The sequence below is a fragment of the Myxococcus sp. AS-1-15 genome (assembly GCF_020037055.1).
GTDB lineage: Bacteria > Myxococcota > Myxococcia > Myxococcales > Myxococcaceae > Myxococcus > Myxococcus fulvus.
This window is the reverse complement of record NZ_JAIQDF010000002.1, coordinates 340,144-364,099: the sequence shown is the minus strand read 5'-3', so window position 1 is coordinate 364,099 and position 23,956 is coordinate 340,144. Positions and strand designations below refer to the sequence as shown.

Genomic DNA, 23,956 nt, shown 5'->3' with positions numbered 1-23,956 from the left:
GCTTCGCCTCCGCCACGCGCGGAAGCGAGGCCCCGTCGTACGTCAGGGGCGTCTCAAGGCTTCGGCGCGAGCGTGAGCGCGGCCTGGATGAGCGGGCTGCGCGCGGAGGACCGCCGCCACGCGGCCTGAATCGCGCCCGATGGTGCGCCCGGCAGCGGCCTCGCCACCACGCCCGCTTCGCGAGGACCTCCCGGCAGCAGCGAGGCGAGCAGCGAATAGCCCAGCCCCGCCGAGACGAAGCCGAGGATGGTCTCTGACGAGTCCGCCGCGTGCAACCGCCGGGGCCGCACTCCCGCGCGCGCCAGTTCCGCCAGTTGGAGTTCACGCAGGTACTTGTCCGTGCTGTAAGCGATGAAGGCGTCGTCCCGGAGCAGGTCCAGCCGCACGCGTCGGCTCTTCGCCTGGGGATGATTCGAGGGCAGCACCAGGAAGGGCGCGGTGTGACCCACGACGCGGGCCTCCACGTCCTCGGGTACCTCCGGGAGGTGGTCCACCACCAGATCCGTGTCACCCGCGGAGAGGATGTCCACGGCGGGCACCTTGGACTCGTGCAGGACGACCTCGATGTCCGGGCGGCGGGCCTGCAGTCGCCGCAGCCACGCGGGCAGCAGGTGGCGCAGCACGTGGCCGGAGGCGTGGATGCGCAATGTGCCGCCCACCTCGCCCTTGCGCAGCGACTGCACCACGGCGTCGAGCCCCTCCAGGAACGGCGCGACGTGTGAGTACAGCGCGCGGCCCTCGGGGGTGAGCACCACGCGGTCCTTGCCCACGCGCTCGAAGAGCGCCACGCCCACCTCGGACTCCAGTCGCTTGACCTGCTGGTGGATGCCGGGCTGGGTGATGGGGTACGGGAATGAGCGGACGGCTCGCGCGTAGCCTTCGGCGCGGGCCACGCGGTAGAAGCCCTCGAGGCGCTGGAGCTGAATCATACACTTCAGGTTATCAATCACGCATCGATTAGTTCCATGCGCTTTTCGATGGGACGCGGCATGTTTTCCCCATCAGCGAGCCAAGGCTCGCTCCCGAGGAGAAACCATGTCCCGTTCCACGCCCAAGGTCGTCGTCGCGCACAGCTCCGCCTGGGTCATCCAGACCTGGCTGTCCTTCGCCCTCTCCGTGGGAGTCACCGCCATCGGCATCTGGCACCTGCCGGTGGACACGTGGGTGAAGTCCTTCATGGCCATGGGGCTGCTGTTCAGCGTGGGCTCCGCGTTCAGCTTGTCGAAGACGGTGCGCGACCAGCACGAGATGGAGCAGCTCGGCGCCCGTCTGGACGAGGCGCGCGTGGCGAAGATGCTCTCCGAGCACGACCCCATCGCGCCTCCGAAGCTGTAGCCGGCTTCCGCGTCACCTTTGGGTCCGCGCGGGATGCGTTAACGTCGAGCGATGATGTTCCAGGGACTCCAGTTGTTGATTCCAGCCAAGGTCGACCCGGAGCGCGACGCCGTGGCGCGCGCCTGGGAAGATGGGGGCGGCACGGTGCTGCGACTCGACCGCTTCTGGAGCCCGCCCGACGTCGAGCCCGCGCGGACCCGTCTGTATGGCAACGACACGTTCTGCCTCGTGGTCGCCCAGAAGCTGGGGCTCACCCTCGTCTCTCCGCCCGATGACCTGTTGCTCCAGGCGGAGGCGGTCTGGGTGAAGCGCGAGGTGCACGGCTCCACGCTGGAGCGCGTCGTCACGGGCCCCTTCCCACGCTTCATCAAGCCGATGGTCCCCAAGGTGTTCCGCGCGGCCGTGTGGCCCGGGCCAGAACCCTTGATGGAAGAGTGTCGGGGGTTGCCACCCGAGACGCCGGTGCTGTCATCCGAGGTCGTCGTCGTGCGAGCCGAGGCCCGTGCGTGGATGCTCGACGGCCGCGTGCTCACGTGCGCGATGTACGAAGGTGAAGGCAGCGTCGAGGACGCACGGGCATTCCTCGCCACCGTGGCGGCGTGGGAGAAGCTCCCGCGCACCTGTGTCCTCGACGCGGCCCTCGTCGAGGGACGAGGCTGGGTCCTCCTCGAGGCCAACGCCGCCTGGGGCGCCGGGCTCAACGGCTGCGTGGCGAGCGAGGCCGCGCGGTGCATCGCGTGCGCCACCCAGGCCTGAGCGACGACCGCCCACAAGGGCCTCGTCGTGGGCTGGCTCCGAGCATCTTCACCGCGTCGCGGGCCTGGCGACGGAGGCGCCGCCACCGCGCCAACGTCCCGTGAGTTCGCGTGACGCCCCCTCACCCTGTCCGCGAGCCAGCGCTTCTACGGCGCGCCCCGCCCTGCCCGCAGGCTCGCGAGGGCCTCATCGAGCACCGGCAGCGCGGTCTCGGTCCATCCCTTCAATCGAACCCGCTGGGACAGCGCCGCCTGGCCCGGATGGACCAGGCCCGCCACGGTGGCGTCCTCGACGAGCTGCGCCTGCTGCTCGGGATTGAGCTCCTCCCAGCGCAGTCCCGCTTGCACGCCCTTGCGCCAGTCGTACCCGTCTCCCCAGAACTGCGCGGCGAGCGCGGCGCTCAAGTACGCCGTGCCACCGTGCTGGTGTTGCCACACATGCGTCAGCTCGTGCGCCAGCAACGCCGCGTCCGTGGGCCCGCTCCTGGGCGGGATGAACACGGTGTCCCCATGCACGAAGGCCCGCCCGGGAATGCCCAGCACGCCCACCGGTCCCTCCTTCACCCGCACCGCCGCGTAGTCCAGGCTCGTGCCGAACACGGGCCGCAGCAGCGACACCTCGAAGCCTGTGAGCCGACGCCCCACCGGCTCCAGGCCCAGCAGCACCTGCACCGCGCTGACCAGCCGCCCGGCCAGCATCAGCACCACGTCCACCGGCAGCTGCGCCACGCGCACCAGTCCCCGCCGCAGTTGGAACCACCCCTCGCGGCGACGCCCCAGGACGAGCGCGACGAGCCCTCGCACCACGCCCGAGAGCACCACCACCAGCCCCAGCACCAGGCCGCGCACGGCGCTCAACGCACCGGTGAGCAGACCCCACCCCGCGTCCGCCAGACGGGCGGGAACCCCAGACACCCGACTCACGACGAAACCCTCAGCGCCCCGCGGCGGCGCGAAGCGGTGCGCGCTGTCCCAGCACCGACTCCACCAGCGAGCGCAGCATCCCCGGACGCCACGGCCGCGCGAGCGCGAAGTGCGTCAGGCACGAGCCGCTGAACGCCTCCGCCAGCTCCGGACAGAAGCGCGACGACACCAGCACCCGCGGCCCCTGGAAGTCCTTCTCCACCAGTCGAGCCAGGAACGCGTGCGACACGGCGCGAGGCTCCGAGTCCAGGTCCACCACCACCGCCGCCGGCACCGTCCCCATCTCCAACCTGCGCCCCGCCGACGCCACGCCCTGCGCGTGGATCAACCCGAAGGACGGCGCCAGCTCCCGCCCCATCAGCAGCCGCGAGAACGGCGACTCGGAGACCACCATCACCGTCGGCCCACCCGAGCCCTTCAGGGAACGTCGCGCCCCAGACACGCCCAGGACGCCCACCTCCCTCAAGCGAGGCACGGAAACGGACTCGAGCAGCCGGGGCTGGGCAATCGTGGAGGGGGGCACGCATCGGACTGTAGCCAGCAATAGCGGAAATATCAAATTCCACTTCAATTATCCGATTAGTCCGCTCTTGCTCCAGGCAGCCATGCCACATCCCACGAGCCCCGTCACAGGCCCGTGGGATATGCCATCCGTTCAGTGGGTCTCTTTCAACCCAACCCCTCGCGACACAGTGTCAGGGAGACGACGGTCGCCGTCGGGCCCCGGGGTTCTCCCAGGCCTCCAGCTGATCAGCGAGCGAGCCCGAGGCGGGCAGCTCGGTGGCGCCGCCCTGGTCCAGCGCCTGGAGGAGCAGCGCTGTCAGCGAGGTCCCCACGACGGGGATGTCGGTGGCCCGCTGGCGGGAGCGCAGGGGGGTGCGCAGCGTCTCGCAGTCCAACATCACCGTCTCCGCGGCCGTCACGCCGGGTGCCAGCCCCATCGGCTCGAGCGCATCCGCGCGCAGCCGGACGAAGCAGGAGGGGCGCCGGCCACTGCAGGAGCGCAGCGCGAGCACCGTCCCGTCCGGCAGGTCCACCACGCAGCGCACCGGCGTGAAGTCGTCGCCCTCGAGGGGGATGTGGACCTCGACATGCTCGGCGGTGGGCCGCACGCGCCAGGGCCGTGTCCCCGGGAAGAGCGTGGCGCTGGCCAGGTGGTCATAGAGCGCGTTGAGCTCCGCGAGGCCCCGGTACGTGCTCGGCTGGGTGGCCCGGACGACGGAGTGCTCCGCGACGAGCCGCTCGATGAGCAGGTCCACCGAGGCGCCCCCCGAGCGGACCATGACGCCCGCGCGAGGCATGAGGGCCCCGTCGGCCGCCACCGTCACCGCGAGCACGCCCGCCTCCAGGGACCACGTCTCCCGCCAGGTCATCGGCTCGTCCTGGACGCGCAACGGCACACACGACAGGCCCGCGGGCACCCAGTGCAGCGCGACGCCCGGCACATCGAAGTCGTCCAAGGCCGCGTCCCGCGACTTCAGGAACTCCGCGTGGGACTGCGCGAGCAGCGGGTTTCGCTGGTCGAAGCTCCCGGACTGGCCGATGTAGGGGAACAGCCGCATCACCCAGCCCGCCATGCGGTCCCAGCCATACGCGGCCGCGGGCTTGTAGAGCTCCGTCCAGAGCTGACGGTCCGGCTGCCCCTCCGAGGCGCGCACCAGCTCGTCCGCGATGGGGATGAGCGAGGACGTCCACCAGGCCAGGTCCAGCTCGGCGATGACGTCGATGCGGCGACGAATGGCCCGCCAGTCCTCGGGCGTGCCCAGCAGGGTGACCCGAGGGATGCCGCACCGGATGGCCAACGTGAAGTCGAAGTAAGGCGACATCGCATCCATCAGGACGACGTCGCCAGCCATGCGCTCGATGTCGGTGCTGGTGGAGAAGTCACACGACATCAGGCGGGGGAGGCCCGGTCCCATCGCCTCGCGGAGCTGTCCCCGGAAGTCCTCCAGGATGGCGAGGAAGTCCTCGTCCGTCCGAGGCACCGCGCCCACCTGGACCTTGAGATTCCGGCGCCCCTCGTGACGGACGAGTCGCTCCCGGAGCCGCTCGGCATTCAACCGGATGTGCTGGGCCACGCCCTGCGCCAGCGTGAGCCACACCACGTCCGGGGAGAGCACCAGGGGCCGGTGCTCGGCGAAGGCCTGATGCACCGCGGCGAGCAGCGGGTGGATGCCCTGGGGGTCCACCACCGGGGTGTCCGCGCCAGGCGCCATCCAGTGCGTCTTTCCCACCAGCGTCCCGAGCGGAACGGTGTCCAGCGGAGTCCTTGCTTCCTCGACAGCGTCCACTGCGAAGGTCGTCACGGTTACGCTCCCTCGTCATGTCGTGTGAACTCAAGCCGCCCGACGGCGGACGCCACCCGACGAGGGGTTTCTCATCGACCTGACAGGTGCGTCCGCGTGCCTCGGTTCGACATACAGCAGCACCTCCGGGCCGCAAGGGTGCCCGGAGGTGCTGGGATGACTCAGGACTGGAGCGCGCGAACCAGCTCGGGCAGGGCCTCCTCGGCGCGGGCCGTCACGGGCTCGATACCCCGGTCCAGCGACACGTTCGAGGGGTCGATGCTGAACATCCTCGCGTCCAGCTTCCGGCCCCGCCGGTAGACGAGCTCCGTCACGCCCACGGAGAAGGACGTCCCGACGAAGACAATCACGCGGCTCTGTCGCGCCAGGATGAGCGTCCGCTCGATTTCGTAGGTGTCGTGCTCCGTGTAGTTCTCATCGAACCAGAGCACGTGCGGCCGCAGGCGGCTGTCGCAGCGAGGGCAGCGCGGCACCGTCTCCGGGCTCGGGTTCGCGTGGAACGCCGAGAAGTCCACCGACGCCATCGGCACCGTGCCGCGAGGAGCGCCCAGCTCGCACCCCTGGGCGGAGCAGCGCGCCAATCGCAGGCTCCCGTGCACCTTCACGAGCTGCCGGCTCCCGGCGTCCTCGTGCAGCGAGTCCACGTTCTGGGTGACGACGGCGAAGCCGCGCCCCTGCGCCTCCTGCCACGCCTCCCACGCCACGAGCGCCCGGTGCGCCGCGTTCGGCTTCGCGGCCCGCGCCAGCTCGAAGCGCTGGAGGTACATCTTCCAGGACTCGTGCGGCGCGCGCTGGAAGAACGCGTGCGTCCCCTTCTCCATCACCTCGTTGGACCAGACCGCGCCCGGGTCCGTGCCCCGGAACGTCGGAATGCCACTGGCCAGGCTGATGCCCGCGCCGGTGAGGACCAGGACATTCACCGAGGCCGGTCCGCGCACGGCCTCGAGGAGCGCCTCGAATCCCGAAGACGTCATGTGAACACCTCCCCACGGCTCGACGATGGCACGTCGCCGAGCATGACACGCCCGGCCCCGTTCACGCCGTGGCCGGCACCAGCGTCAGCTCGGCGATTTCGGGCGACGGCCCCAGGCGCAAGGGCGGGCCCCAGTACCCCGTGCCCCGATGCGTGTACACGCGCACGCCGGCGATGGTCGCGAGCCCCCGCACCACGGGCTGCTGCAGCTTGATGAAGAACATGAACGGGAACACCTGCCCGCCATGCGTGTGTCCGGACAGCTGCAGGTCCACGCGCACGCCGTCGCGCGCCACGTGCAGCGCCGAGCGGGGCTGATGCGCCAGCAGCACCACCGGCACGCCCTCGGGAGCATTCGCGAGCGCCGCGGAGGGACGGCTCGCATGAGCCGGGATGATGTGTCCCGCGTCGTGGTCCGTCACGCCCGCGACGACCAGCCGAGCGCCGTCGCGATCCACCACGCGGTGCGAGTTGCGCAGCACGGTGAGCCCCAGCCGCGCCACCTCCGCCTCCCAGGCGGGACCTCCGTGGTAGTACTCGTGATTGCCCGTCACGTAGAACACGCCGAGCGACGCGCGCAGCTCCGCCAGGGGGCTCACCTCCTCGCGCAGCGCCTCCACGTGTCCATCGACCAGGTCCCCCGTCACCGCGATGATGTCCGGCTTCAGCGCGTTCACCTGCTCCACCACGCGCCGCAGCCATTTGCCATCCAGCGTGGGCCCCACGTGGACATCTGAAATCTGAACCACCCGCAGGCCATCGAGCCCCGGCCCGAGCCCCGTCATCGGCACCGTCACCCGCTCCACCGTCGCGCGCCCCCGCGCCGTCACGAACGCGTAGAGCACCGCAGGCACCGTCACCGCGCCCACCACCAGCGCCTTGCCTCGCGCGAGCACCAGCGCGTCCGGCACCACGCCCGTCCACCCCAGCACCGCGCCCACGAGGTCCGCCACCACCACGGCGCTGAGCAGGATGCCGAAGCTCCCCAGCCACAGGAACGACGTCCACTGCAACACGCGCTGGGCCGTCGAGGGCTCGCCCCGCCCCGCGAACAGGCCGGCCGGAATCGACACGAAGAGCAGCACCATCAGCACCACGCCCAGCGCGCCCCAGGGCGAGGGCCACGCCGGGCTCACGAACAGCCGCACCGCCAGGTACGCGTGCAGCCCGCCCATCAGCGCGAGGATGCCGCCCAGGGACATCAGCCAGCGCAGCACCCGCCCAGGGCCCGCGCGGCGCTGTCGTGACTGCTGCTCCACCGCTCGAGACTGCTCCGCCACGTCCAGCACCTCCGGTGCGAAGGCGGAGCATAATGGCCGCCCGTGTCGCCTGCCCGGCAACCCGCGCGCCCGCCCGTTAGTGTGGGGCTCCCGGAGACCCGAATGCCTTCGCGCCGCGTGGACAGCCCCTGGCAGAGCTGGATGGTGGCGGCCGCGCTCGTCCTCGGGGGGCTCGGCTGCTTCGCCGCGGGGGTGGCCTGGGTGTCGCGCTCGCTCTTCCAGGACATCGAACAGGCGCTGCGCCGGGACGACGTGCACCGGCTCGCGCTGCGCACCGCGGAGGCCAGCCCGCTCGCCACCGAGCGGCTGGGCGCGCCCCTGACGAGCAGCTTCATCACGCTGCGCTCCCATGACGCCACCGACCGCCGGGGAGGACAGGTGGACTTCGACCTCACCGTGCAGGGCCCCAAGGGGCGCGGCGTGCTGGAGGCCCAGGTGTTCTACACCTCGGAGACATGGACGCTGCGCAGGCTGGTGCTGCGTCCGGAGGGAGAAGATTCCGTGGAGCTTCCCGCCGGAGGCAGCACGCCCGCCCTGCCAGCGGACTGAGCACACCCACGCCACGGGCTGCGTAGGTTCAAGGACATGAAACCCTCGCGCTTCCTCGCCCTCGGCCTGCTCGCCAGCGCTCCCGTGCTGGCGGCGAACTCCCCGGACCAGTACCTCGACCTGCGGACGCGGGAGCGCGCCGTGAGTCTCCGCGTCACGGAGGACAACCTCTCGGGCCCTCAGCTCCAGCTGTACTTCGGCGATGACGTCGTGCGCGGCCGGGCCTTCGGTCGACCGGTGAACCTCCAGGTGGAGGGCGACACCGTGAAGGGCATCTATGGCCAGGGGCCGGTGGACCTGAAGGTGACGGAGGACGGGGACATGCTCGAGGCCGTGGGGACGTTCGGCGGCCAGCTCTCCAACTTCCGGGTGAGCCCCGACCAGATCGCCGGGAACATCGGCCGATGCAGCTACGAGCTGGTCACCAAGAGCAAGAGCAAGGACCTCTACACCGGCTGGCGCACCTGCGGCGGCAGGCTGGACAATGCCGTGACGCTGTCCATTCCTCCCGCGCTGGCCGAGGACGACGCCGGGCTGGTCACCGCGCTCTCCATCGTGCTCGCGCAGTAGACATGGGTTGAGCCCCGCGAGAGGGCGGCTATGGTGCGCCGACCCTTTTCGACGGAGCAATCCCATGGCGCAGATGCACGAGGTCGACTTCCACATCTACGGCGATGACCTGCAGTTCGTCGAGGTGGAGCTGGACCCGCAGGAAGCGGCGGTGGCCGAGGCCGGCACCCTCATGTACATGGAGGACGGCATCGAGATGGAGACCATCTTCGGTGACGGCTCGGAGAAGAAGAGCGGCTTCCTGGGCTCGCTGCTCGGCGCGGGCAAGCGGCTGCTGACGGGCGAGTCGCTGTTCACCACCGTCTTCCTCAACCGGGGCGGCGGCAAGCGCAAGGTGGCCTTCGCGGCGCCCTACCCCGGGAAGATCATCCCGGTGAACTTGGGTGAACTCGGCGGCGAGCTGATTGCGCAGAAGGACAGCTTCCTCGCGGCGGCGAAGGGCGTGTCGCTGGGCATCGCGTTCCAGAAGAAGCTGGGCACGGGCCTGTTCGGCGGCGAGGGCTTCATCATGCAGCGGCTGCAGGGTGACGGCCTCGCGTTCATCCACGCGGGTGGCACGCTGCGCGAGCGCACGCTGGGCCCGGGCGAGGTGCTGCGCGTGGACACCGGCTGTATCGTCGCGTTCCAGCCGACGGTGGACTACGACATCCAGATGGTGAGCGGCATCAAGACGGCCTTCTTCGGCGGCGAGGGCCTGTTCTTCGCCACGCTGCGGGGCCCGGGCAAGGTGTGGCTCCAGTCGCTGCCCTTCAGCCGGCTCGCGGGCCGCATCCTCTCCGCCGCGCGCCCGGGGGGTGCGCGGGACGAGGGCAGCGTGCTCGGCAACGTCGGCCTGGGCTCGCTGCTCGGCGACGACTGAGGGACGGAAGTCTCCAGCGGCGGCGGAGGTCCGTGAGGCCTCCGCCCTACGCCCCCCTTCGAGTGCTAGCTGCGCCGACGACGCAGGAGCGCCAACCCGCCCACGAGCAGCACCCACGCCCCCGCTCCCACGGGGGATGCGCCGCAACCGCCGCAGCCCACGTCCAGTGCCATGGGCCCACGCACCTGGAACCCCGTGTCCGCGGACCGGGGGCCCGGCGTCCCGGACTCGCCGTTGAGCATGTACGCCGACACGGCATGCTCCCCCGAAGCCAACGCGCTGTCGGTGGGCACCGAGTGCCGGAACGCGCCCGTCGAGTCAGCGGTGACGGTGGCCACGCGAGTCCCGTCCACCTCGAGCGACACGGAGATACCGGGCCGAGCCACTCCCGCGAACAAGGGCGTCGGGTCGACGACCTCGCCTTCCGCGGGCACCACGAGCACGGGCGTGTCACCCGAGAACACGGAGCCTCCGTCCCCTGTGCCCGGCGAGCCCGCGTCCGGAGAACCCGCGTCCGGAGAACCCGCGTCCGGCGTTCCCGAATCAGGCGGCGTCGTTCCACCGTCGACGTCCTCCACCACCTCGAAGACGGTGTTGGGCGAGTCCGGTCCATAGTCCTGGTTGTTCGCGGCATGCCCGTGCGCGTTGACGCGGTGAGGACCGGGCCCGAGTGGCGCGTCGTCGGGAATCTGGTAGCGGAAGCGACCGAACGCGTCCGCGGAGACGATGACCTCCTCGCGGTCATCCACGTATAGGCCCACCGTGCTCGCGTTGGGCGCCACGCCCGCGATGTAAGGGGTGGGCCCCACCACTTCGCCCTCCTCGGGCACGACGATGATGGGCTGGGGAATGGCGCCCGCATCCGGCCCCGAGACATTGAAGGCCACCAGGTCCGCGGGCTTGCTGTACGCGCCCAGCGAGTCGGCGATGGCCGTGACGGAGTGGCCTCCCGAGGACAGGGGCGGATGCCCATCGCCCACCGCGGCGGAGAAGTCACCACTGGCGCCCGAGGTCACCTGGGCCACCTCCACGCCATCCACGTAGATGACGATGCGCATGCCCGGGTCCGCGAGGCCCGTGATGCGGGGACGCTCGGAGACGTTGGTCTGATTCTGGGTGGGCGCGGTGATGACCGGCCTGGTCGGCGTGGCGTACGCATACGAGTACAGCTTCGCGTCACCTCCCCCACCGACGCCCGCCCCGTGCGTGGGGCCATGCGCCCCCACCGTGGACGTCACCCCCGCGGCGCCTCCCGAGCTCCCCATGTCACACGAGACCGACGAGCCATGGAGCAGCAAGGAGCCGCCCGCGCCGCCACCGCCCGGTCCGAACTGGGAGGTCGTGCCGCGCACATCGCCCCCGCGCCCGCCGAGCACCGCGACCTTGCACGCCAGCGTGCCCGAGGTCCTCACGATGACCGAGCCACCCGCGCCGCCGCCGCCCGCACCGTCCTCCCCTGTCACCGAGAGCGCGGCCTGACCGTTGGCGGTGATGCTCCCGCTTCCAGAGAGGGAGGCGCTCCGGAAGAACACCGCGCCGCCGCCCGCGCCACCTCCGGTCGCCACGGTGTTGTCACCCTCGCCCGCGCCGCCACCGCCGCCGAAGAGGAAGGCGTCGACGATGGAGTACTCCATCAACGTGCCGCCCAGGCCACCCACGTCACGCGAGTTGTCGAGCGTGGAGGAGGAGCGTCCGCCCGTTCCACCGAAGCCCCGGTGTCCGCCACCGCCGCCACCGGAGTTGTGGCAGATACCGCCGCCGCCCGCGTTCACCAGGTTGCCGCGTCCGGAGGCCGTGCCGTAGCGCTGCACCACCACGCCCTCGCCCTTGAAGGTGCCGCCCTGGGACGGAGCGAGGTCGTTTCCCGCGCAGCCGGACCTCGAGATGTTGTTGATGGCGGCGCCTCCACGGAAGCCCGCGCCGTCGGCGGAGATGTTGCCCTCGAGGCTCACCGCGCCCGTGGCGAGGAAGGCCACGATGCCCCCGGAGCTCCCATCCCAGGGCCGCGCGACGAGCGAGCCCGAGGAGGACACGGTGACGCGGGAGTACTCGGGGACCGTGACGACCTGCGCGCCGGGCGCGGTGTAGGGATTCACGAGCGGCGCGGAGAGCTCGAGCACGGTGGGACTGCCAATCGTCACCCGGGACACGCGCGCGAACTCCCAGCGACCCACGCCACCGGGGCTCGTCTGGCCGGTGCCGCCCGAGGGGGTGCTCGCCGGGAAGCCCATCGTCTGGTGCACCATCACCAGGCCGCCCACGGGAGGCGCCGCGGAGGACGTCACCGCGAGCGACCTGTCCCCGCGCGCCGAGCCGAGCGCCAGGGGCATCGCGGTGTTGATGACGGTGTTGGCGGTGGTGACGCTGAGCGCGCCGTTGAGCGCGTCGCCCAGACCGAACGAGTCAGGCTCGGCCAGGGCGGCCGAGGACCACAGCAACAGCAGCGGGAGGCAGGACACGAGACGCATGTCCCCCCATGCTGCCTCAGAACCCGGGATTATCGCGAGAGCGTGACAGGTCCTCCCGCACCTCACTCCCCCGTGCGGGAACGCAGATCCCGGGCGTTCCGAGGGGCGAAGAAGGGCTGCCGCGCGAAGCGTTGCAGGGTGCGCTTGTCGACACACCAGAGCTGGAGTGCGTCCTCCCACTCGCCCAGCTCGGCGATGGCGCGGGCGTCGGGGGCGTCCCGGTAGAGGTCGTTGAGGTTGTGGACGAGGACGGAGAGGTCCTCGACCTCCCACTTCTCGGTGACGTCGCCGACCTGGACGTGCAGTTCGAGGACGGAGCGCTCGCGGACGTCGACGACCTTGAGGTTTCGAGCGGGGCCACCCATGGCGGTGGTGAGGGGGCCCATGAGCTCGTCGGGGCGGACGCCGTAGGCGACGGAGAGGCCGCCCTGGAGGAGGCCCGCGTCGCACAGGCGCAGCAGGGAGACGTGGGGCGGCTCACCGTGGCGCACGAGCTCGGCGGCGGCATCGCGGTCCTTGAGGAGGCGCTCCTTGGTGAGGGTGTCGAGCAGGGAGGACATGAGGGCGCGGAGCCTATCGCTCCTCGCCGCTCCAGTAGTCCACTTCGGCGGAGAGGGGCAGGACGGTGAACAGGGTTCGAGAGGCCTTGTCGCCGCCGGGGGCGGAGCCCGCGGTGACGCAGAGCTTCTTCGAGTCCGGGTACACCATGACGTCCGGCTCCACCATGGTGGAGAACGCGAGGTAGCGGAGCGTCTCGGTGCCGTCGTTGAGGAGCTGGTGCGCGGACTGGGCGCCTGGGGGCAGAGCCACGTAGTCACCGGCCTTCACGGGGAGCGACGAGTCACCGAGGCGAAGCAGGCCGGTGCCGGAGAGGATGAGGTAGGCCTCTTCGTTGGCCAGGTGGAAGTGCAGCGGGAAGGCGTGCTTGCCCGGCGAGAGTTCCATGAGGCTGCAGCCGAGCTTCTGTCCCTTCGCGGCGGCACCGAGCTGCTTGCGACGATAGGCCACACGAGGGCCTTGAGTGACTTCGGTCCACGGGAGGTCCGGCTCGTGGATGACGTGGGGATGTGAGGACATGGGGTGTGATCCGTGGGTTCGGGAGGGTGCGGCGCCCGAGGCGCAAGCAACGTGGGGATGAGACAGGGATGCGTGGCGAAGAAGACGGAGGGATTGACGGGCCCTCTCTCAAGGACGCGTGGCGAGGAGCGCGAAGACGCGGTGAGGGATGTCGAGCGTGTCCTGTGGAAAGCTCTCGGCGAGGAGACGAGCGTGGGCGGCGTCGAAGCGCTCCACGTCGTCGGGAGGCAGGGTCGCGGCGACCAGGGCGCTGGCGCGGCAGCGACCACGCCAGGACTCGTGGGTGTAGGGCAAGAGCACATCGAAGGAGAAGGTCTCCAGGGGCGTGAAGCCAGCGTCGGTGACGTCGCGGAGCCACTGGGGATAGAGTCCCACGCCACAGCCGAAGCGTGCGTGGTCGGGAGGGTCGGGATTGAAGGCGCTCATGAGCGCCTCGGTGGCCTCGACGACATTGCCAGGCAGTGGCAGCCAGTCGAGGTGGGCGATGATGAGCCGACCACCAGGGACGAGCAGGCGCAGTGCCTCGCGAGCAGCCGCGGGCCGATAGAACCAGTGCCAGCACTGTCCAGCGGTCACGAGGTCGAAGGCACTGGCGGGGAGCCCCGTGGCTTCGGCGGGGGCCTCACGGAAGTCCATCGAGAGCGCCGCGTCCGAGGCGAGCTGACAGGCCGCCGAGAGCATGTTCTCAGAGATATCGGTCGCGGTGACGGAGCAGCCATGACGGGCGAGTCCCCGAGCAACGGTGCCGGTTCCCGAGCCGACGTCGACGGCGCGCAAGCCAGGACGCAGCACACCTTCACGAGCGAGCCGGGTGAAGAAGGCGTCCGGGAAGCCCTGGCGGTGTTTCGAGTAGTCGGAGGACGTGCGTCCGAAGTCGACGACAGAAGGCATGACGGTGCTCCTCTCGGCGCAATCACGAGTGGGACGCGAGCGGAAAGGCTCACATCGACAAGTGAATCGAGTCGAGTCGAGAATGGAGAGACGGGGAGGTTGCGAGAGAATGAGTAGACGCAAGGGTGGACGCTCTCAATCTCGATTCGTCCATCGACCTGAGGACGAACTGGTGACGGCGGTGGAGGCCGCGGCGCTCCTGGGAGTGAAGCGGGCGACGCTCTACACCTACGTGAGCCGGGGGCTCGTGCGCTGCGTGCCGGAGCCGGGCTCGAAGGAGAACCGCTATGTGCGCTCGGACCTGGAGCGGCTGAAGGTCAGACACGACGCGCGGGCGGGGCACGCGGCTGTGGCCTCGGGTGCACTGAGGTGGGGAGAGCCGGTCATCGACTCCTCCGTGTCCCAGGTGGGAGCGGAGGGACTCGCGTACCGGGGGCACTCCGCGGTGGCGCTGGCGACGAGTGGGAGGAGCCTCGAGTCCGTGGCGGAGCTGCTGTGGTCGGGGGCGCTGCCCGAGGAGGACCCACGCTGGGCAAGCGAGGAGCCCGCGTTGCCGCCCTCCGAGTTGGCGAGACTGTTGCCGCGAGGAACGACGCCGGTGGCGGCGTTGTCGGCACTGGTGCCGTTGCTGGCGGCAAGGGATGCGGGGCGTTTCGCGGCGCCGCCAGAGCAGGAGAAGACACGGGCGAGGCGGCTGTTGAGACAGCTGGCGGGCTGGGTAAGCGTGGCGCAAGCACCCGGGCGAGTCGTCCGAGCCTTGCGAGCGCCGACCGTGGCCGAGTCGCTCGCCATCGCGTGGGACACTCAGGTGAAGCGAGCGCCGGAGTTGCTCAATCGAGCCCTGGTGTTGTGCGCGGACCACGAGCTGAACGTGTCGACCTTTACGGCCCGAGTGACGGCGTCCTCGGGAGCGGACCTGTACGCATGCGTGAGCGCGGCACTGGCGGCGTTGTCAGGGCCGAGGCACGGCGGGGCCTGCGACAGGGTGGAGGCGCTGTTGTCGGAAGTGGGGAAGCCGGAGCGAGCGACGGCGGTGGTACACGAGCGCCTGCGTCGAGGTGACGCGGTGCCAGGTTTCGGGCACCAGCTGTATCCCGACGGCGACCCGAGGTCTCCGCCCATCATGGACGCGGCGCGAGAGGTGAAGCCCGAAGCGCAAAGTGTGCGCGTGGCGAGGGCGGTCCTCGATGCGATGCGCAAGGCCGGGCATCCGGAGCCGACGATAGACCTGGGGTTGGTCATGCTCGCGGAAGCACTGGGCCTCCCGCCCGGCGCCGCAGCCACCTTGTTCGCCGTGGGGCGCATGACAGGATGGGTCGCGCACATCCTGGAGCAACGTGAGCAGGGGCACCTGCTGCGTCCCAGGGCGCGCTACGTGGCATCGACGGAGTCGTCGCGAAAGTAGGGATGGCATATGAAATCCTCCGCCCTCATCTCATTCCTGGTTTCTGGAGCGCTGACGATAGCGGCCTGCTCCAAACAAGAGCCGATTCCCACCCAACATGGAGCCGGATGCATGGTCTCCGTCGGAGACAAGCTCGAGCATGTCATCACCCGGTGCGGGAAGCCCTGTGCCTCGGGCGGAATCCCCAAGGGTCCCTGCCGCCTCGATCCACCACTCTTCAAGGTGGAACTTTGCTCAAACGAATGCGTCATCTACCAAGATGTCGCGCTCTGCCTGGTTGGGGATCAGGTGGCCTCGATCTTCCAGATGACGGATGGCAGCTATTGGACGCTCCAGTCATGTGAATGGCCGAACTACTCGAGCCCCACCCAGACACGCTGAGCGCCCTATTTGATTGTCTTTGATGTCATGGTGTTGCGTCCTCCGACTCAGGCGATGTCACCTTCCGACCACCCCACTCACTCCCGGGTTGGCCGGAAGGCCTCCACAGTGGACACTGTCCGTCGTGGACCCTCGACGCACCTACCCGCGCTTCGCCGTCGCCGCCCTGCTGGGCAACATCGCCTTCCTCGCCTCCTGGGGCGTGCTCCTGTCCCGGCCCACGGGCTGGGCCGTGGTCGGCGGCATCCTCATCACCCTCTTCTTCGTCCTCCGCGTGGGCGGCATGTGGCTCTACGCCTCCCGCCAGACGGACACCGCCCCCCAGGCCCGGCGCGCCGCCATCTTCACCACCCTCATCGCCCTCGTCGGCCTGGGCCTCTGGGTCTTCACCGCCGTGCGCGGCCCGCGCATCACCCTCTGACCCCACAAACGCCTCGCGGGCGCTCCCAGACGGCCCCAAGGCCCTCCAGAACGCGTCCGCGCGGTACTCCCGGCTCGCGGCCCCCAAGGGCCGCCACCGTCACACGTTGAAGCGGAAGTGCATGCAGTCACCGTCCTGCACGACGTACTCCTTGCCCTCCATCCGCAGGAGCCCCTTCTCCTTCACCGCGGACTCACTGCCCAGCTTCACCAGGTCCTCCCAGCGCATCACCTCGGCCTTGATGAAGCCGCGCTCGAAGTCCGAGTGGATGACGCCCGCCGCCTGCGGCGCCTTGTAGCCCTGGTGGATGGTCCACGCGCGGCACTCCTGCTCGCCCACCGTGAAGTACGTCCACAGGCCCAACAGCTTGTAGCCCGCCCGCACCACCTTGTGCAGACCCGGCTCCTTCAGCCCCGCGCTCTCCAGGAAGCCCGGACGCTCGGCCTCGGGCAGCTGCTGAATCTCCGACTCCAGCGCCGCCGCCAACACCACCACCTCGAAGCCCTCCTTCGCGGCCATCTCCTTCACCGCCGCGACGTGCTTGTTGGCGTCCTCCTTCCCAATCTCCCCTTCCCCGATGTTCGCCACGTACAGCACCGGCTTGTCCGTCAGGAGGAACAGGTCGTGGATGACCGCCTTCTCCTCCTCCGTCAGCTTCTGCGCGCGAACCGTGACGCCGTTGTCCAGGCCCGCCTTCACGCGGTCCAGGAGCGCCATCTCCGCCTTGGCCTCCTCACCCGCCTTGCCACCCATCTTCGTGTTCTTCTGGGTGCGCTCGCGGCGCTTGTCCACCGTCTCCAGGTCCTTCAGGCACAGCTCCGTGTCGACCACGTCCCGGTCCCTCACCGGATTCACCCCGCCCTCGACGTGGGTGACGTTGTCGTCCTCGAAGCAGCGCAGCACGTGCAGCACCGCGTCCACCTGCCGGATGTTGCCCAGGAACTGGTTGCCCAGGCCCTCGCCCTTGGAGGCGCCGCGCACCAGGCCCGCGATGTCCACGAACTCCAGCGACGTGGGGATCTTCTTCAGCGGCTTGATGAGCTCGGAAAGCTTGTCCAGGCGCTCATCCGGCACCGGCACCACGCCCACGTTGGGCTCGATGGTGCAGAACGGGTAGTTGGCCGCCTGCGCGCCCGCGGCCGACAACGCGTTGAACAGGGTGGACTTGCCCACGTTGGGCAGCCCGACGATGCCGATGGATAGCGCCATGGTGTTTCCCTGGAACAAGCGCGCCTGTGGGCGCGCTTCCCCGAACTAGGCCGACCGGCGAACGCCGGCGTTGCCGGTGCCGCTCAGGGGGAGGCCCTGCACGAACTGCTCGGCCAGCGCGCGGTGCTTGCTGTCGTCCATGCGCTCGTTGATGAGCTTGCCGGCCACTTCCATCGCCAGGTCCACGGCCATGGAGCGCACCTCGGCGATGGCCTTGGTCTTCTGCTCGTCGATCTCCCGACGCGCGGACAGCTTCAGCTCCTCCGCCTCCTTGCGGCTCTTGGCCATCAGCTCCTCGCGGAACTTCTCCATCTCCTGCTGGTTGCGGCGCGTCTCCTCGGCGGCCTGACGGCGGGCCTCGGCGATGGCCGTCTTCTGGTCGGCCAGCAGCTTCTCCGCCTCGGCGCGCTCACGCTTGGCGCTCTCCACGGCGGCGGAGATCTGCTTCTCGCGCTCCTCGACCAGCTGGAGGATGGGGCCCCACGCCTTCGACTTCAGGACGAAGAAGACGATGACGAAGGTGACGAGGGTCCAGAAGATGAGGCCCGGCTGGACGCTCACGAGGTTGCTGGCGGCGAGGACGGAGGGCAGGAACATGGCGGCGTGTCCGGCGTGAGGGAGTCAGTCAGACGGCGAAAATCTCAAGGGTTCTACCACCGGGAAGCACCGGCCCCCGCGAAGTCGCGAGCGCCGGCGCGTTCCAGGCTTCCTGCGAAGCGGCCTTAAGCCTTGGTGGCCAGAAGCACGCAAACGACCAGCGCGAACAGCGTGGCGCCTTCGATGAGGGCCGCGGCGATGATCATCGTGGTGCGGATGTCGCCACCGGCGGCGGGCTGACGGCCCGTCGCGTCCATGGCGGCGGCGGCGAGCTTACCGATGCCGAGGGCGGCGCCGATGATGGAGAGACCGGCACCGAGGCCGGCGGCGAGGAAGGCAAGAGCGAGGTTGGTCATGGCGGTGCTTCTCTTTTCGTAGCGAAGGACCCGCTTGTGGGGGGGTCGTGATGCCCTTCAGGACTACCTCTGGCGACCTTTCGAATCGCCAGGTCTCCGACCGGAGCGCCCGACTGCCGGCGCCCCGCTAACTTGTCTCAGGCGTGCGCCTTGCCGTGGTCGTGGCTGGGGCCCAGCTCCGAGTGCCCGTGGCCGTGGTCGTCCGCGTGGCCGTGCTCGTCGTGGTGGTGGCCCGTCGCCACCGCCATGCCGATGAACAGCGCCGACAGCAGCGTGAACACGTAGGCCTGCACGAAGGCCACGAACAGCTCCAGCAGGTAGATGGCGAACGCGAACGGCACGCTCACCACCGCGACCGCGGGGTGGCCCAGGATGAAGATGAGGCCGATGAGGAAGAAGAGGACGATGTGGCCCGCCAGCATGTTGGCGAACAGACGCATCGTGAGGGCGAAGGGCTTGGTGAACAGGCCCAGGATTTCGACCGGAATCATGATGGGCCAGAGCAGCCAGTGCACGCCGCCCGTCAGGTGCTTCAGGTAGCCGCCCAGGCCCGCCGCGCGGATGCCCGCCGCCTGCGTCACGATGAACGTGCAGATGGCCAGACCCGCCGTCACGGCCAGGTTGCCCGTCGCCGTCGCCATCCAGGGCACCAGGCCCAAGAGGTTCATGAAGAGGATGAAGAAGAACGCGGTCAGGAGATAAGGCACGTAGCGCGGGCCGTCCTCCTTGCCGATGTTCTTGATGGCCATCTCGTCCCGGACGAAGAGGACCAGCATCTCGATGAGGTTGGCGCCCGCGCCGCGCGGCACCAGCTTGGTCTTGTCGCGGTTGCTCCACACCAGCATGGAGCCCAGCAGCAGCAGCGCCGCCAGCCACATCATCACCGTGTGCTTGGTGATGGAGAGGTCCAGGCAGCCCGCGAACAGGCCGCTCCAACCGGAGGGGGCCACCAGCCCGTGGTCCGTCATGACCGGCTCGCAGCTGCCGATGCGCAGCGGCGGAATCGCGCCCAGGTGGATGGGCTTGCTGAGCGGGACCTCGAGCTCGAAGTCGTTCGTGTCCGAGACGTGGTGGAGGATGTACTCCGGCACACTCGGCTCGTGCCCCTCGCCGTGGCCTTCCGACCCGGCGGCCCACGCGGTGGCCACGAACAGACTGGCGAACAGCACCATTGCCTTGCGCATCACTCGTCTCCGCCCGCCGCGCTTTTCGACGCGGCCATCACGTAGCTGACTTCAATCCATTGCAGCGCGAAGTAGACCCCGAAGAAGCCGGCGATGAACGGCACCGGCTGCATTCCTCGCGACACCATCCCCAAGAGCCCCGCCACCACCGCCACCATCCTCAGGCCGAACACCACCCCGACCACCTTCAACGCCGCCTTGAGGTCCTGCTTCATCGCCCGCCGCTTGAGCAGCAGCGCCACCACGCCCGTCACCGACGCCAGCCCCACACCCCACAACGCCGACACCCGGTCCTCCACCACCGTCGGGAGCAGCCCACCCACCGCCACGCCCACCACCATCACCCCGGCCGCCAGCCCCGCGTGGGACTTGAACGGGTCCTTCTCCTCGCCGTCCTGCCCCGTCACTTGCGCTTCCCCAGTCGGGCCATCTCCCGGAGGAATCCGTAGAAGCCCACGCAGATACCCAGGAAGCTCAACCCCACCAGCAACCACGGCCCCGACCCCAGCTTCCGGTCCAGCCAGTAGCCTCCCAGCACCCCCACCACCGCCCCGCCCACCAGCTTCCACACCGCGTTGATGTAGGGCTGCGCCGCCCTCATCTGGCGAGCCGTGGTCCCCAGCTCGCTCCCATCCGACTGCTCCCGGGGTTCCTTCGCCGCCATTCGGACGCCTCCCCAAACCCTGGGAAACCCTCGGATTTCCATGCCACCCGATCCAACCCCTTCACACGCGGGCGCCGCTTAACACCGAATGCGCGACAGGTGCAACCGGTACAAGCTCACTGGAGGGGCCACCCCCAGCGGGGGTTGAGGGAGCCGCAAGCGCAGCTATCACCTCCAGCGCGGGCAGGCAGGACTCCCCGGGGTACACCGAGGGCCCGGCCGCTTCGTCCCCCTGGTGCCCGGCGCTCCAGCGGCTGGGGTGTCGCCCCTCCGCGCCGGGGTGGGCGCATCGCCAGCTTGCTCCTGGCCCACTTCAGGAGGACTCCATGCCCAAGCCCCTCGTGCTGTCGTCCCCCCGCTTCAACGACGGGGACCTCATCCCCATCGCCTTCACCGGCGAGGGAGAGGACATCGCCCCACCCCTGCGCTGGGAGAACCCGCCCGCGGGGACCAAGAGCCTGGCGCTCATCGTCGAGGACCCGGACGCGCCGGACCCCCAACGGCCCCAGCGCGTCTTCTGCCACCAGGTGCTCTACAACATCCCCCCTGGCGCCCGGGAGCTGCCCGAGGGCGCCCAGCTGGACACGATGCCGCCGGGGATTCGCGTGGGCCTGAACGACTTCGGCCACCAGGCCTACGGCGGCCCCATGCCGCCCGTGGGCCGGCACCGCTACTACTTCAAGCTGTACGCGCTGGACCTGGTGCTGCCGAACCTGGGGCGGCCCACCCGCCGGGACCTGCTCAAGGCCATGGAGGGGCACATCCTGGGGCAGGCGGAGCTCATCGGCCTGTACGAGAAGGTCCACCACCGCGCCGCCGAGGCGGTGCCGGGCGCGTCGGCCTGAGCCGGACGTTCCCGGGAGCCTGCCCGTTGGGAGCACGGGCGGGCCTCGACCTCAATGACTTGCGGGTGTGGCTGCGGGAGGGCGGCCCGCCCGCATTCCCTTGCATCCATCCAAGGACGGTCCAGGCGGCTGGATATGTCCTGACAGACGTTGGATGTAAGGGGAAACCGCGAGTCGTTGGCCGCGTCTGTGGTCTGGTCATCGAAGCGCGGGCGGGTGCACTTCTCGACGCTTGCACGCGGTGGAAGAGTCGTGGGTGCCGTGAATCCATCCCTCCGGGGCGGGGCCCCCTATGGCTCCTTCGACGAGATGTCCGTGGGCGTTTGCGTCATCCGCGAGCGCTGCTTCGTGTATGTGAATGACGCGCTGGGCATGTTGGTGGGGCACCCGCGCGAGACGCTGGTGGGCCGCCCGGCGACGCTCCTCCTGACGGAGTCGAGCGTGATGGAGGTCACCGAGCGCCAGTCCCGCAGGCTCCGCGGCGAATCGGTCCCCAGCACCTATGAGGCCGCGCTGCGCACGGCCACCGGAGAACGACAGGTGGAGATGACCCTCATCCCGAGCGGCCCGGACTGGGTGGCGCTGGTCCGCGACGTCACGTCCCGCAGTCAGCGCAGGGGCGTGCTGCAACGACTGGCGGAGCTGGGCGCGGGGCTCCCCTCGCTGCGCACCGAGGGCGAGGTGCTGCGGCGGATGTTCTCCGGGCTGGAGGAGCTGGGGTTCGCCTTCGCGTGGCTGTCTCCCGAGGGCGAGGGCGTCCGGCTGGGACAGACCTATGTCCCCATCCCGTTGGTTCCGCCGGACGCGCGGCAGCTGAGCGGCAGGTGGGTGCGGGACGTGGTGGGGCGCTGGCCGACGATGCTGGCCCGGGCATGGAAGGAGGGCTCGGCGTACTCCGAGGACTTGTCGGTGGAGGTCGGCCACTTCCTGGAGGGCGCGCTGGCGGAGGAGGCTCGCGGCGTCCTGTCGCGGGCGAGCACGTCCCACACCGTCGCGGTGCGCATCGACGTGGAGGGACGTCCCCGGGCGATGCTGGCCCTGGCGGGGGACTGGCTGCGCGAGGAGGAGCTCGCGCCGGTGCGGCTGTTCGGCGCGCAGGTGTCCGCGGCGCTCGACGCGGCGCTCACCATCTCCCGACTGTCCGCGCAGAACAACGCGCTGGCGGCGCTCAACCGGCTGGCGTCGGAGGCGGCGTCGGCGCCCCACCCTCGCGCGTTCTTCGGCCCGGGCACGGAGGAGATTGTCGGGCTGGTCGCCTGTGACGCGGTGACCATCCTGCTGCCGCAGGACCACGGGATGGAGGTGACGTACGCGCGCGGGATGGACCTGGAGGAGGCGGACACGGAGCGCTTCGCGCGGCTGTGGCTCGCGGGCGGGCTGTGCACGCAGGCGCAGCAGGAGGGCGCGCCCCGGGTGCTGGAGACACGCGAGTGCCCGGACGGGCTGCGTGAGGATTTGCAGCAGCGCGGCTTCCACACCGTGGTCATCATCGCGCTGCGCGTGCGCTCGCGCGGCGTGGGCACGCTGAGCGTCCTGTTCCGGGAGCCGAGGACGCTCACGCCGCTGGAGCTGGAGACGCTCCAGGCCATGGGCACGCACTTCGCCGCGGCCATCGAGACGCATCGCCTGTTGCAGGAGCTGCGCGGGCGCGCGGAGGACATGGCGCTGCTGCACGAGGTGGCGCGCGCGCTGGCCACCACGCTGGAGCTCGACAAGCTGCTCGCCACGGGCGTCACCAGCCTGGCGCGCATCATCGACACACCGGATGCATACGTGCTGATGCCGGACCCCTCGGGCGAGTGGCTGGAGGTGCGCGCGGTGAGCGGCAGCCACCCGGAGCTGCTCGGGCGGTGTCTGCCCGCGCGCGCGCCGGACAGCTCCGCGACGGGGCTGGCCTATCTGACGCGCGAGCTGCTCATGGTGGAGGAGGCCATCACCGACGTCCGGGTGGACCAGGACCTGCGCGAGAGCGCCTCCGCGCAATCCTTCCTGATACTGCCGCTGGTGGTGCGCGAGCGGCCCGTGGGGGTGATGGTCGCGTCGGAGACCCGGCGCACCCGGCGCTTCACGCCCGCGGAGGTGGAGCGCGCGAGCGCCATCGCCAACCAGCTCGCGCTGGCGCTCGAGGGCGCCCGGCTGGTGGAGGACCTGAAGGACAGCTACGTGGAGCTGGCCCGGACGCAGGAGCAGCTCGTGCGCCGTGAGCGATTGGCGGCCCTGGGCGAGCTGTCCGCGGTGGTGGCCCACGAGGTGCGCAACCCGCTGGGCGCCATCTTCAACTCGGTGGCCTCCATCCGGCGCATCCTCGGGCCGGACAGCCCCGCCGAGCCGCTGGTGGACATCGTCGCGGAGGAGGCCGACCGGCTCAACCGCATCGTCGCGGACCTGCTCACCTTCGCGCGGCCGCCCGCGCCCCATCCACATCCGGTGCCCCTGGCGCCGCTGGTGGAGGACGCGGTGCGCGGAGCGCTCGCGGAGTCTCCTGGTGCCGTGCGGGTGGAGCTGGATTTGGAGGAGGACGTGCCGCCGGTGACGGTGGACGAGCGGATGATGCGACAGGCCTTCCTCAACCTGGCCATCAACGCCATGCAGGCCATGCCCCAGGGTGGACGCCTGCGAGCAGCGGTGCGCAGGGCGGCCGGCTCGCCCGAGGTGATGGTGGAGTTCAGCGACACCGGCCCGGGCATCACCGCCGAGGTGCGCGCGCGCATCTTCGAGCCCTTCTTCACCACCAAGGCCAAGGGCACGGGGCTGGGGCTCGCCGTGGTGAAGCGCATCATCGAGTCGCACCAGGGTCACCTCACCCTGGACTCGCAGCCGGGAACCGGCACGTGCTTCCGGCTCTACCTGCCGCTGGAGGCACCCGCGTCCTCGCGTCCACTGCTCGCCGTCCCGTGATTCCTCGAG

25 protein-coding genes are annotated in these 23,956 nt (G+C 70.1%); 9 read left to right on the top strand and 16 right to left on the bottom strand.

Annotation, left to right across the window (positions count from 1 at the left end):
• Positions 1-53 precede the first annotated feature (53 nt).
• A complete protein-coding gene (locus K8625_RS07210) occupies positions 54-929 on the bottom strand; it encodes a LysR family transcriptional regulator (protein ID WP_223782256.1) in 876 nt (291 codons plus the stop codon).
• Positions 930-1,035: 106 nt separating this feature from the next.
• On the opposite strand from K8625_RS07210, the gene K8625_RS07205 reads away from it, so the two are divergent.
• A complete protein-coding gene (locus K8625_RS07205; protein WP_074948559.1) occupies positions 1,036-1,335 on the top strand; it encodes a YiaA/YiaB family inner membrane protein in 300 nt (99 codons plus the stop codon).
• Positions 1,336-1,389: 54 nt separating this feature from the next.
• Positions 1,390-2,091 carry an ATP-grasp domain-containing protein gene (locus K8625_RS07200; protein WP_223782255.1) on the top strand — a complete coding sequence of 234 codons (702 nt, stop codon included), beginning with the start codon at positions 1,390-1,392 and terminating at the stop codon, positions 2,089-2,091.
• 146 nt (positions 2,092-2,237) lie between these two features.
• Here the strand turns inward: K8625_RS07200 and K8625_RS07195 are convergent, their stop codons facing one another.
• From K8625_RS07195 to K8625_RS07175, 5 genes are all read right to left on the bottom strand, one after another.
• Entirely contained in the window at positions 2,238-3,014 is a 777-nt protein-coding gene (locus tag K8625_RS07195) for a DUF4157 domain-containing protein (protein ID WP_223782254.1), read from the bottom strand.
• 10 nt (positions 3,015-3,024) lie between these two features.
• The gene (locus tag K8625_RS07190; RefSeq protein ID WP_223749746.1) at positions 3,025-3,489 is read right to left on the bottom strand and encodes a hypothetical protein; all 465 of its coding nucleotides are present in this window, start codon (positions 3,487-3,489) and stop codon (positions 3,025-3,027) included.
• 220 nt (positions 3,490-3,709) lie between these two features.
• A complete protein-coding gene (locus K8625_RS07185) occupies positions 3,710-5,320 on the bottom strand; it encodes a DUF4419 domain-containing protein (protein WP_223782253.1) in 1,611 nt (536 codons plus the stop codon).
• A 161-nt stretch (positions 5,321-5,481) separates the two neighbouring features.
• Entirely contained in the window at positions 5,482-6,294 is an 813-nt protein-coding gene (locus K8625_RS07180; RefSeq protein WP_223782252.1) for a Sir2 family NAD-dependent protein deacetylase, read from the bottom strand.
• A gap of 61 nt (positions 6,295-6,355) precedes the next feature.
• Complete coding sequence (locus tag K8625_RS07175; protein ID WP_370641897.1) at positions 6,356-7,495, bottom strand: metallophosphoesterase; 1,140 nt, start codon at positions 7,493-7,495, stop codon at positions 6,356-6,358.
• 180 nt (positions 7,496-7,675) lie between these two features.
• Between K8625_RS07175 and K8625_RS07170 the strand changes: the two genes are divergently transcribed.
• The 3 genes from K8625_RS07170 (at position 7,676) to K8625_RS07160 (ending at position 9,551) form a co-directional block, all read left to right on the top strand.
• On the top strand, positions 7,676-8,122 hold the full coding sequence (locus tag K8625_RS07170; protein ID WP_223782250.1) for a cytochrome c oxidase assembly factor Coa1 family protein: 447 nt from the start codon (positions 7,676-7,678) through the stop codon (positions 8,120-8,122).
• 36 nt (positions 8,123-8,158) lie between these two features.
• Entirely contained in the window at positions 8,159-8,692 is a 534-nt protein-coding gene (locus K8625_RS07165; RefSeq protein WP_223782249.1) for a hypothetical protein, read from the top strand.
• A 64-nt stretch (positions 8,693-8,756) separates the two neighbouring features.
• The gene (locus K8625_RS07160; protein WP_046710615.1) at positions 8,757-9,551 is read left to right on the top strand and encodes a TIGR00266 family protein; all 795 of its coding nucleotides are present in this window, start codon (positions 8,757-8,759) and stop codon (positions 9,549-9,551) included.
• A gap of 65 nt (positions 9,552-9,616) precedes the next feature.
• On the opposite strand, the gene K8625_RS07155 is transcribed toward K8625_RS07160, so the two are convergent.
• From K8625_RS07155 to K8625_RS07140, 4 genes are all read right to left on the bottom strand, one after another.
• Positions 9,617-12,019 carry a hypothetical protein gene (locus K8625_RS07155; protein WP_223782248.1) on the bottom strand — a complete coding sequence of 801 codons (2,403 nt, stop codon included), beginning with the start codon at positions 12,017-12,019 and terminating at the stop codon, positions 9,617-9,619.
• A 62-nt stretch (positions 12,020-12,081) separates the two neighbouring features.
• Positions 12,082-12,579, bottom strand: coding sequence for a hypothetical protein (locus K8625_RS07150; RefSeq protein WP_223782247.1), 498 nt, complete (start codon positions 12,577-12,579; stop codon positions 12,082-12,084).
• 13 nt (positions 12,580-12,592) lie between these two features.
• Positions 12,593-13,096, bottom strand: a complete 504-nt coding sequence (locus K8625_RS07145) for a cupin domain-containing protein (RefSeq protein WP_223782246.1) — start codon at positions 13,094-13,096, stop codon at positions 12,593-12,595.
• A gap of 108 nt (positions 13,097-13,204) precedes the next feature.
• Entirely contained in the window at positions 13,205-13,987 is a 783-nt protein-coding gene (locus tag K8625_RS07140; RefSeq protein ID WP_223782245.1) for a class I SAM-dependent methyltransferase, read from the bottom strand.
• Positions 13,988-14,096: 109 nt separating this feature from the next.
• Between K8625_RS07140 and K8625_RS07135 the strand changes: the two genes are divergently transcribed.
• Entirely contained in the window at positions 14,097-15,392 is a 1,296-nt protein-coding gene (locus tag K8625_RS07135; protein ID WP_223782244.1) for a citrate synthase, read from the top strand.
• 505 nt (positions 15,393-15,897) lie between these two features.
• Positions 15,898-16,194 (top strand): hypothetical protein, encoded by a 297-nt coding sequence (locus tag K8625_RS07130; protein WP_074948531.1) that lies wholly within the window; start codon positions 15,898-15,900, stop codon positions 16,192-16,194.
• A gap of 99 nt (positions 16,195-16,293) precedes the next feature.
• Here K8625_RS07130 and ychF read toward each other — a convergent pair whose 3' ends face one another.
• From ychF to K8625_RS07100, 6 genes are all read right to left on the bottom strand, one after another.
• Entirely contained in the window at positions 16,294-17,403 is a 1,110-nt protein-coding gene (gene ychF / locus K8625_RS07125) for a redox-regulated ATPase YchF (protein WP_141324687.1), read from the bottom strand.
• Positions 17,404-17,448: 45 nt separating this feature from the next.
• Positions 17,449-18,000 (bottom strand): F0F1 ATP synthase subunit B, encoded by a 552-nt coding sequence (gene atpF, locus K8625_RS07120; protein WP_046710604.1) that lies wholly within the window; start codon positions 17,998-18,000, stop codon positions 17,449-17,451.
• Positions 18,001-18,125: 125 nt separating this feature from the next.
• Positions 18,126-18,356 carry an ATP synthase F0 subunit C gene (locus tag K8625_RS07115; protein ID WP_141324688.1) on the bottom strand — a complete coding sequence of 77 codons (231 nt, stop codon included), beginning with the start codon at positions 18,354-18,356 and terminating at the stop codon, positions 18,126-18,128.
• 137 nt (positions 18,357-18,493) lie between these two features.
• Positions 18,494-19,540, bottom strand: a complete 1,047-nt coding sequence (gene atpB / locus K8625_RS07110; protein WP_046710602.1) for a F0F1 ATP synthase subunit A — start codon at positions 19,538-19,540, stop codon at positions 18,494-18,496.
• Positions 19,540-19,947 (bottom strand): hypothetical protein, encoded by a 408-nt coding sequence (locus K8625_RS07105; protein WP_046710601.1) that lies wholly within the window; start codon positions 19,945-19,947, stop codon positions 19,540-19,542. The genes atpB and K8625_RS07105 overlap by 1 nt, the downstream gene beginning before the upstream one ends.
• On the bottom strand, positions 19,944-20,204 hold the full coding sequence (locus K8625_RS07100; RefSeq protein WP_223749732.1) for an AtpZ/AtpI family protein: 261 nt from the start codon (positions 20,202-20,204) through the stop codon (positions 19,944-19,946). The genes K8625_RS07105 and K8625_RS07100 overlap by 4 nt, the downstream gene beginning before the upstream one ends.
• A 326-nt stretch (positions 20,205-20,530) precedes the next feature.
• Here K8625_RS07100 and K8625_RS07095 point away from each other — a divergent pair, with 326 nt between their 5' ends.
• Together K8625_RS07095 and K8625_RS07090 are read left to right on the top strand one after the other, a co-directional pair.
• A complete protein-coding gene (locus tag K8625_RS07095) occupies positions 20,531-21,049 on the top strand; it encodes a YbhB/YbcL family Raf kinase inhibitor-like protein (RefSeq protein ID WP_223749731.1) in 519 nt (172 codons plus the stop codon).
• Between the two features lie 261 nt (positions 21,050-21,310).
• Positions 21,311-23,947, top strand: a complete 2,637-nt coding sequence (locus K8625_RS07090) for an ATP-binding protein (protein ID WP_324289132.1) — start codon at positions 21,311-21,313, stop codon at positions 23,945-23,947.
• The last annotated feature ends 9 nt before the right edge of the window (positions 23,948-23,956 follow it).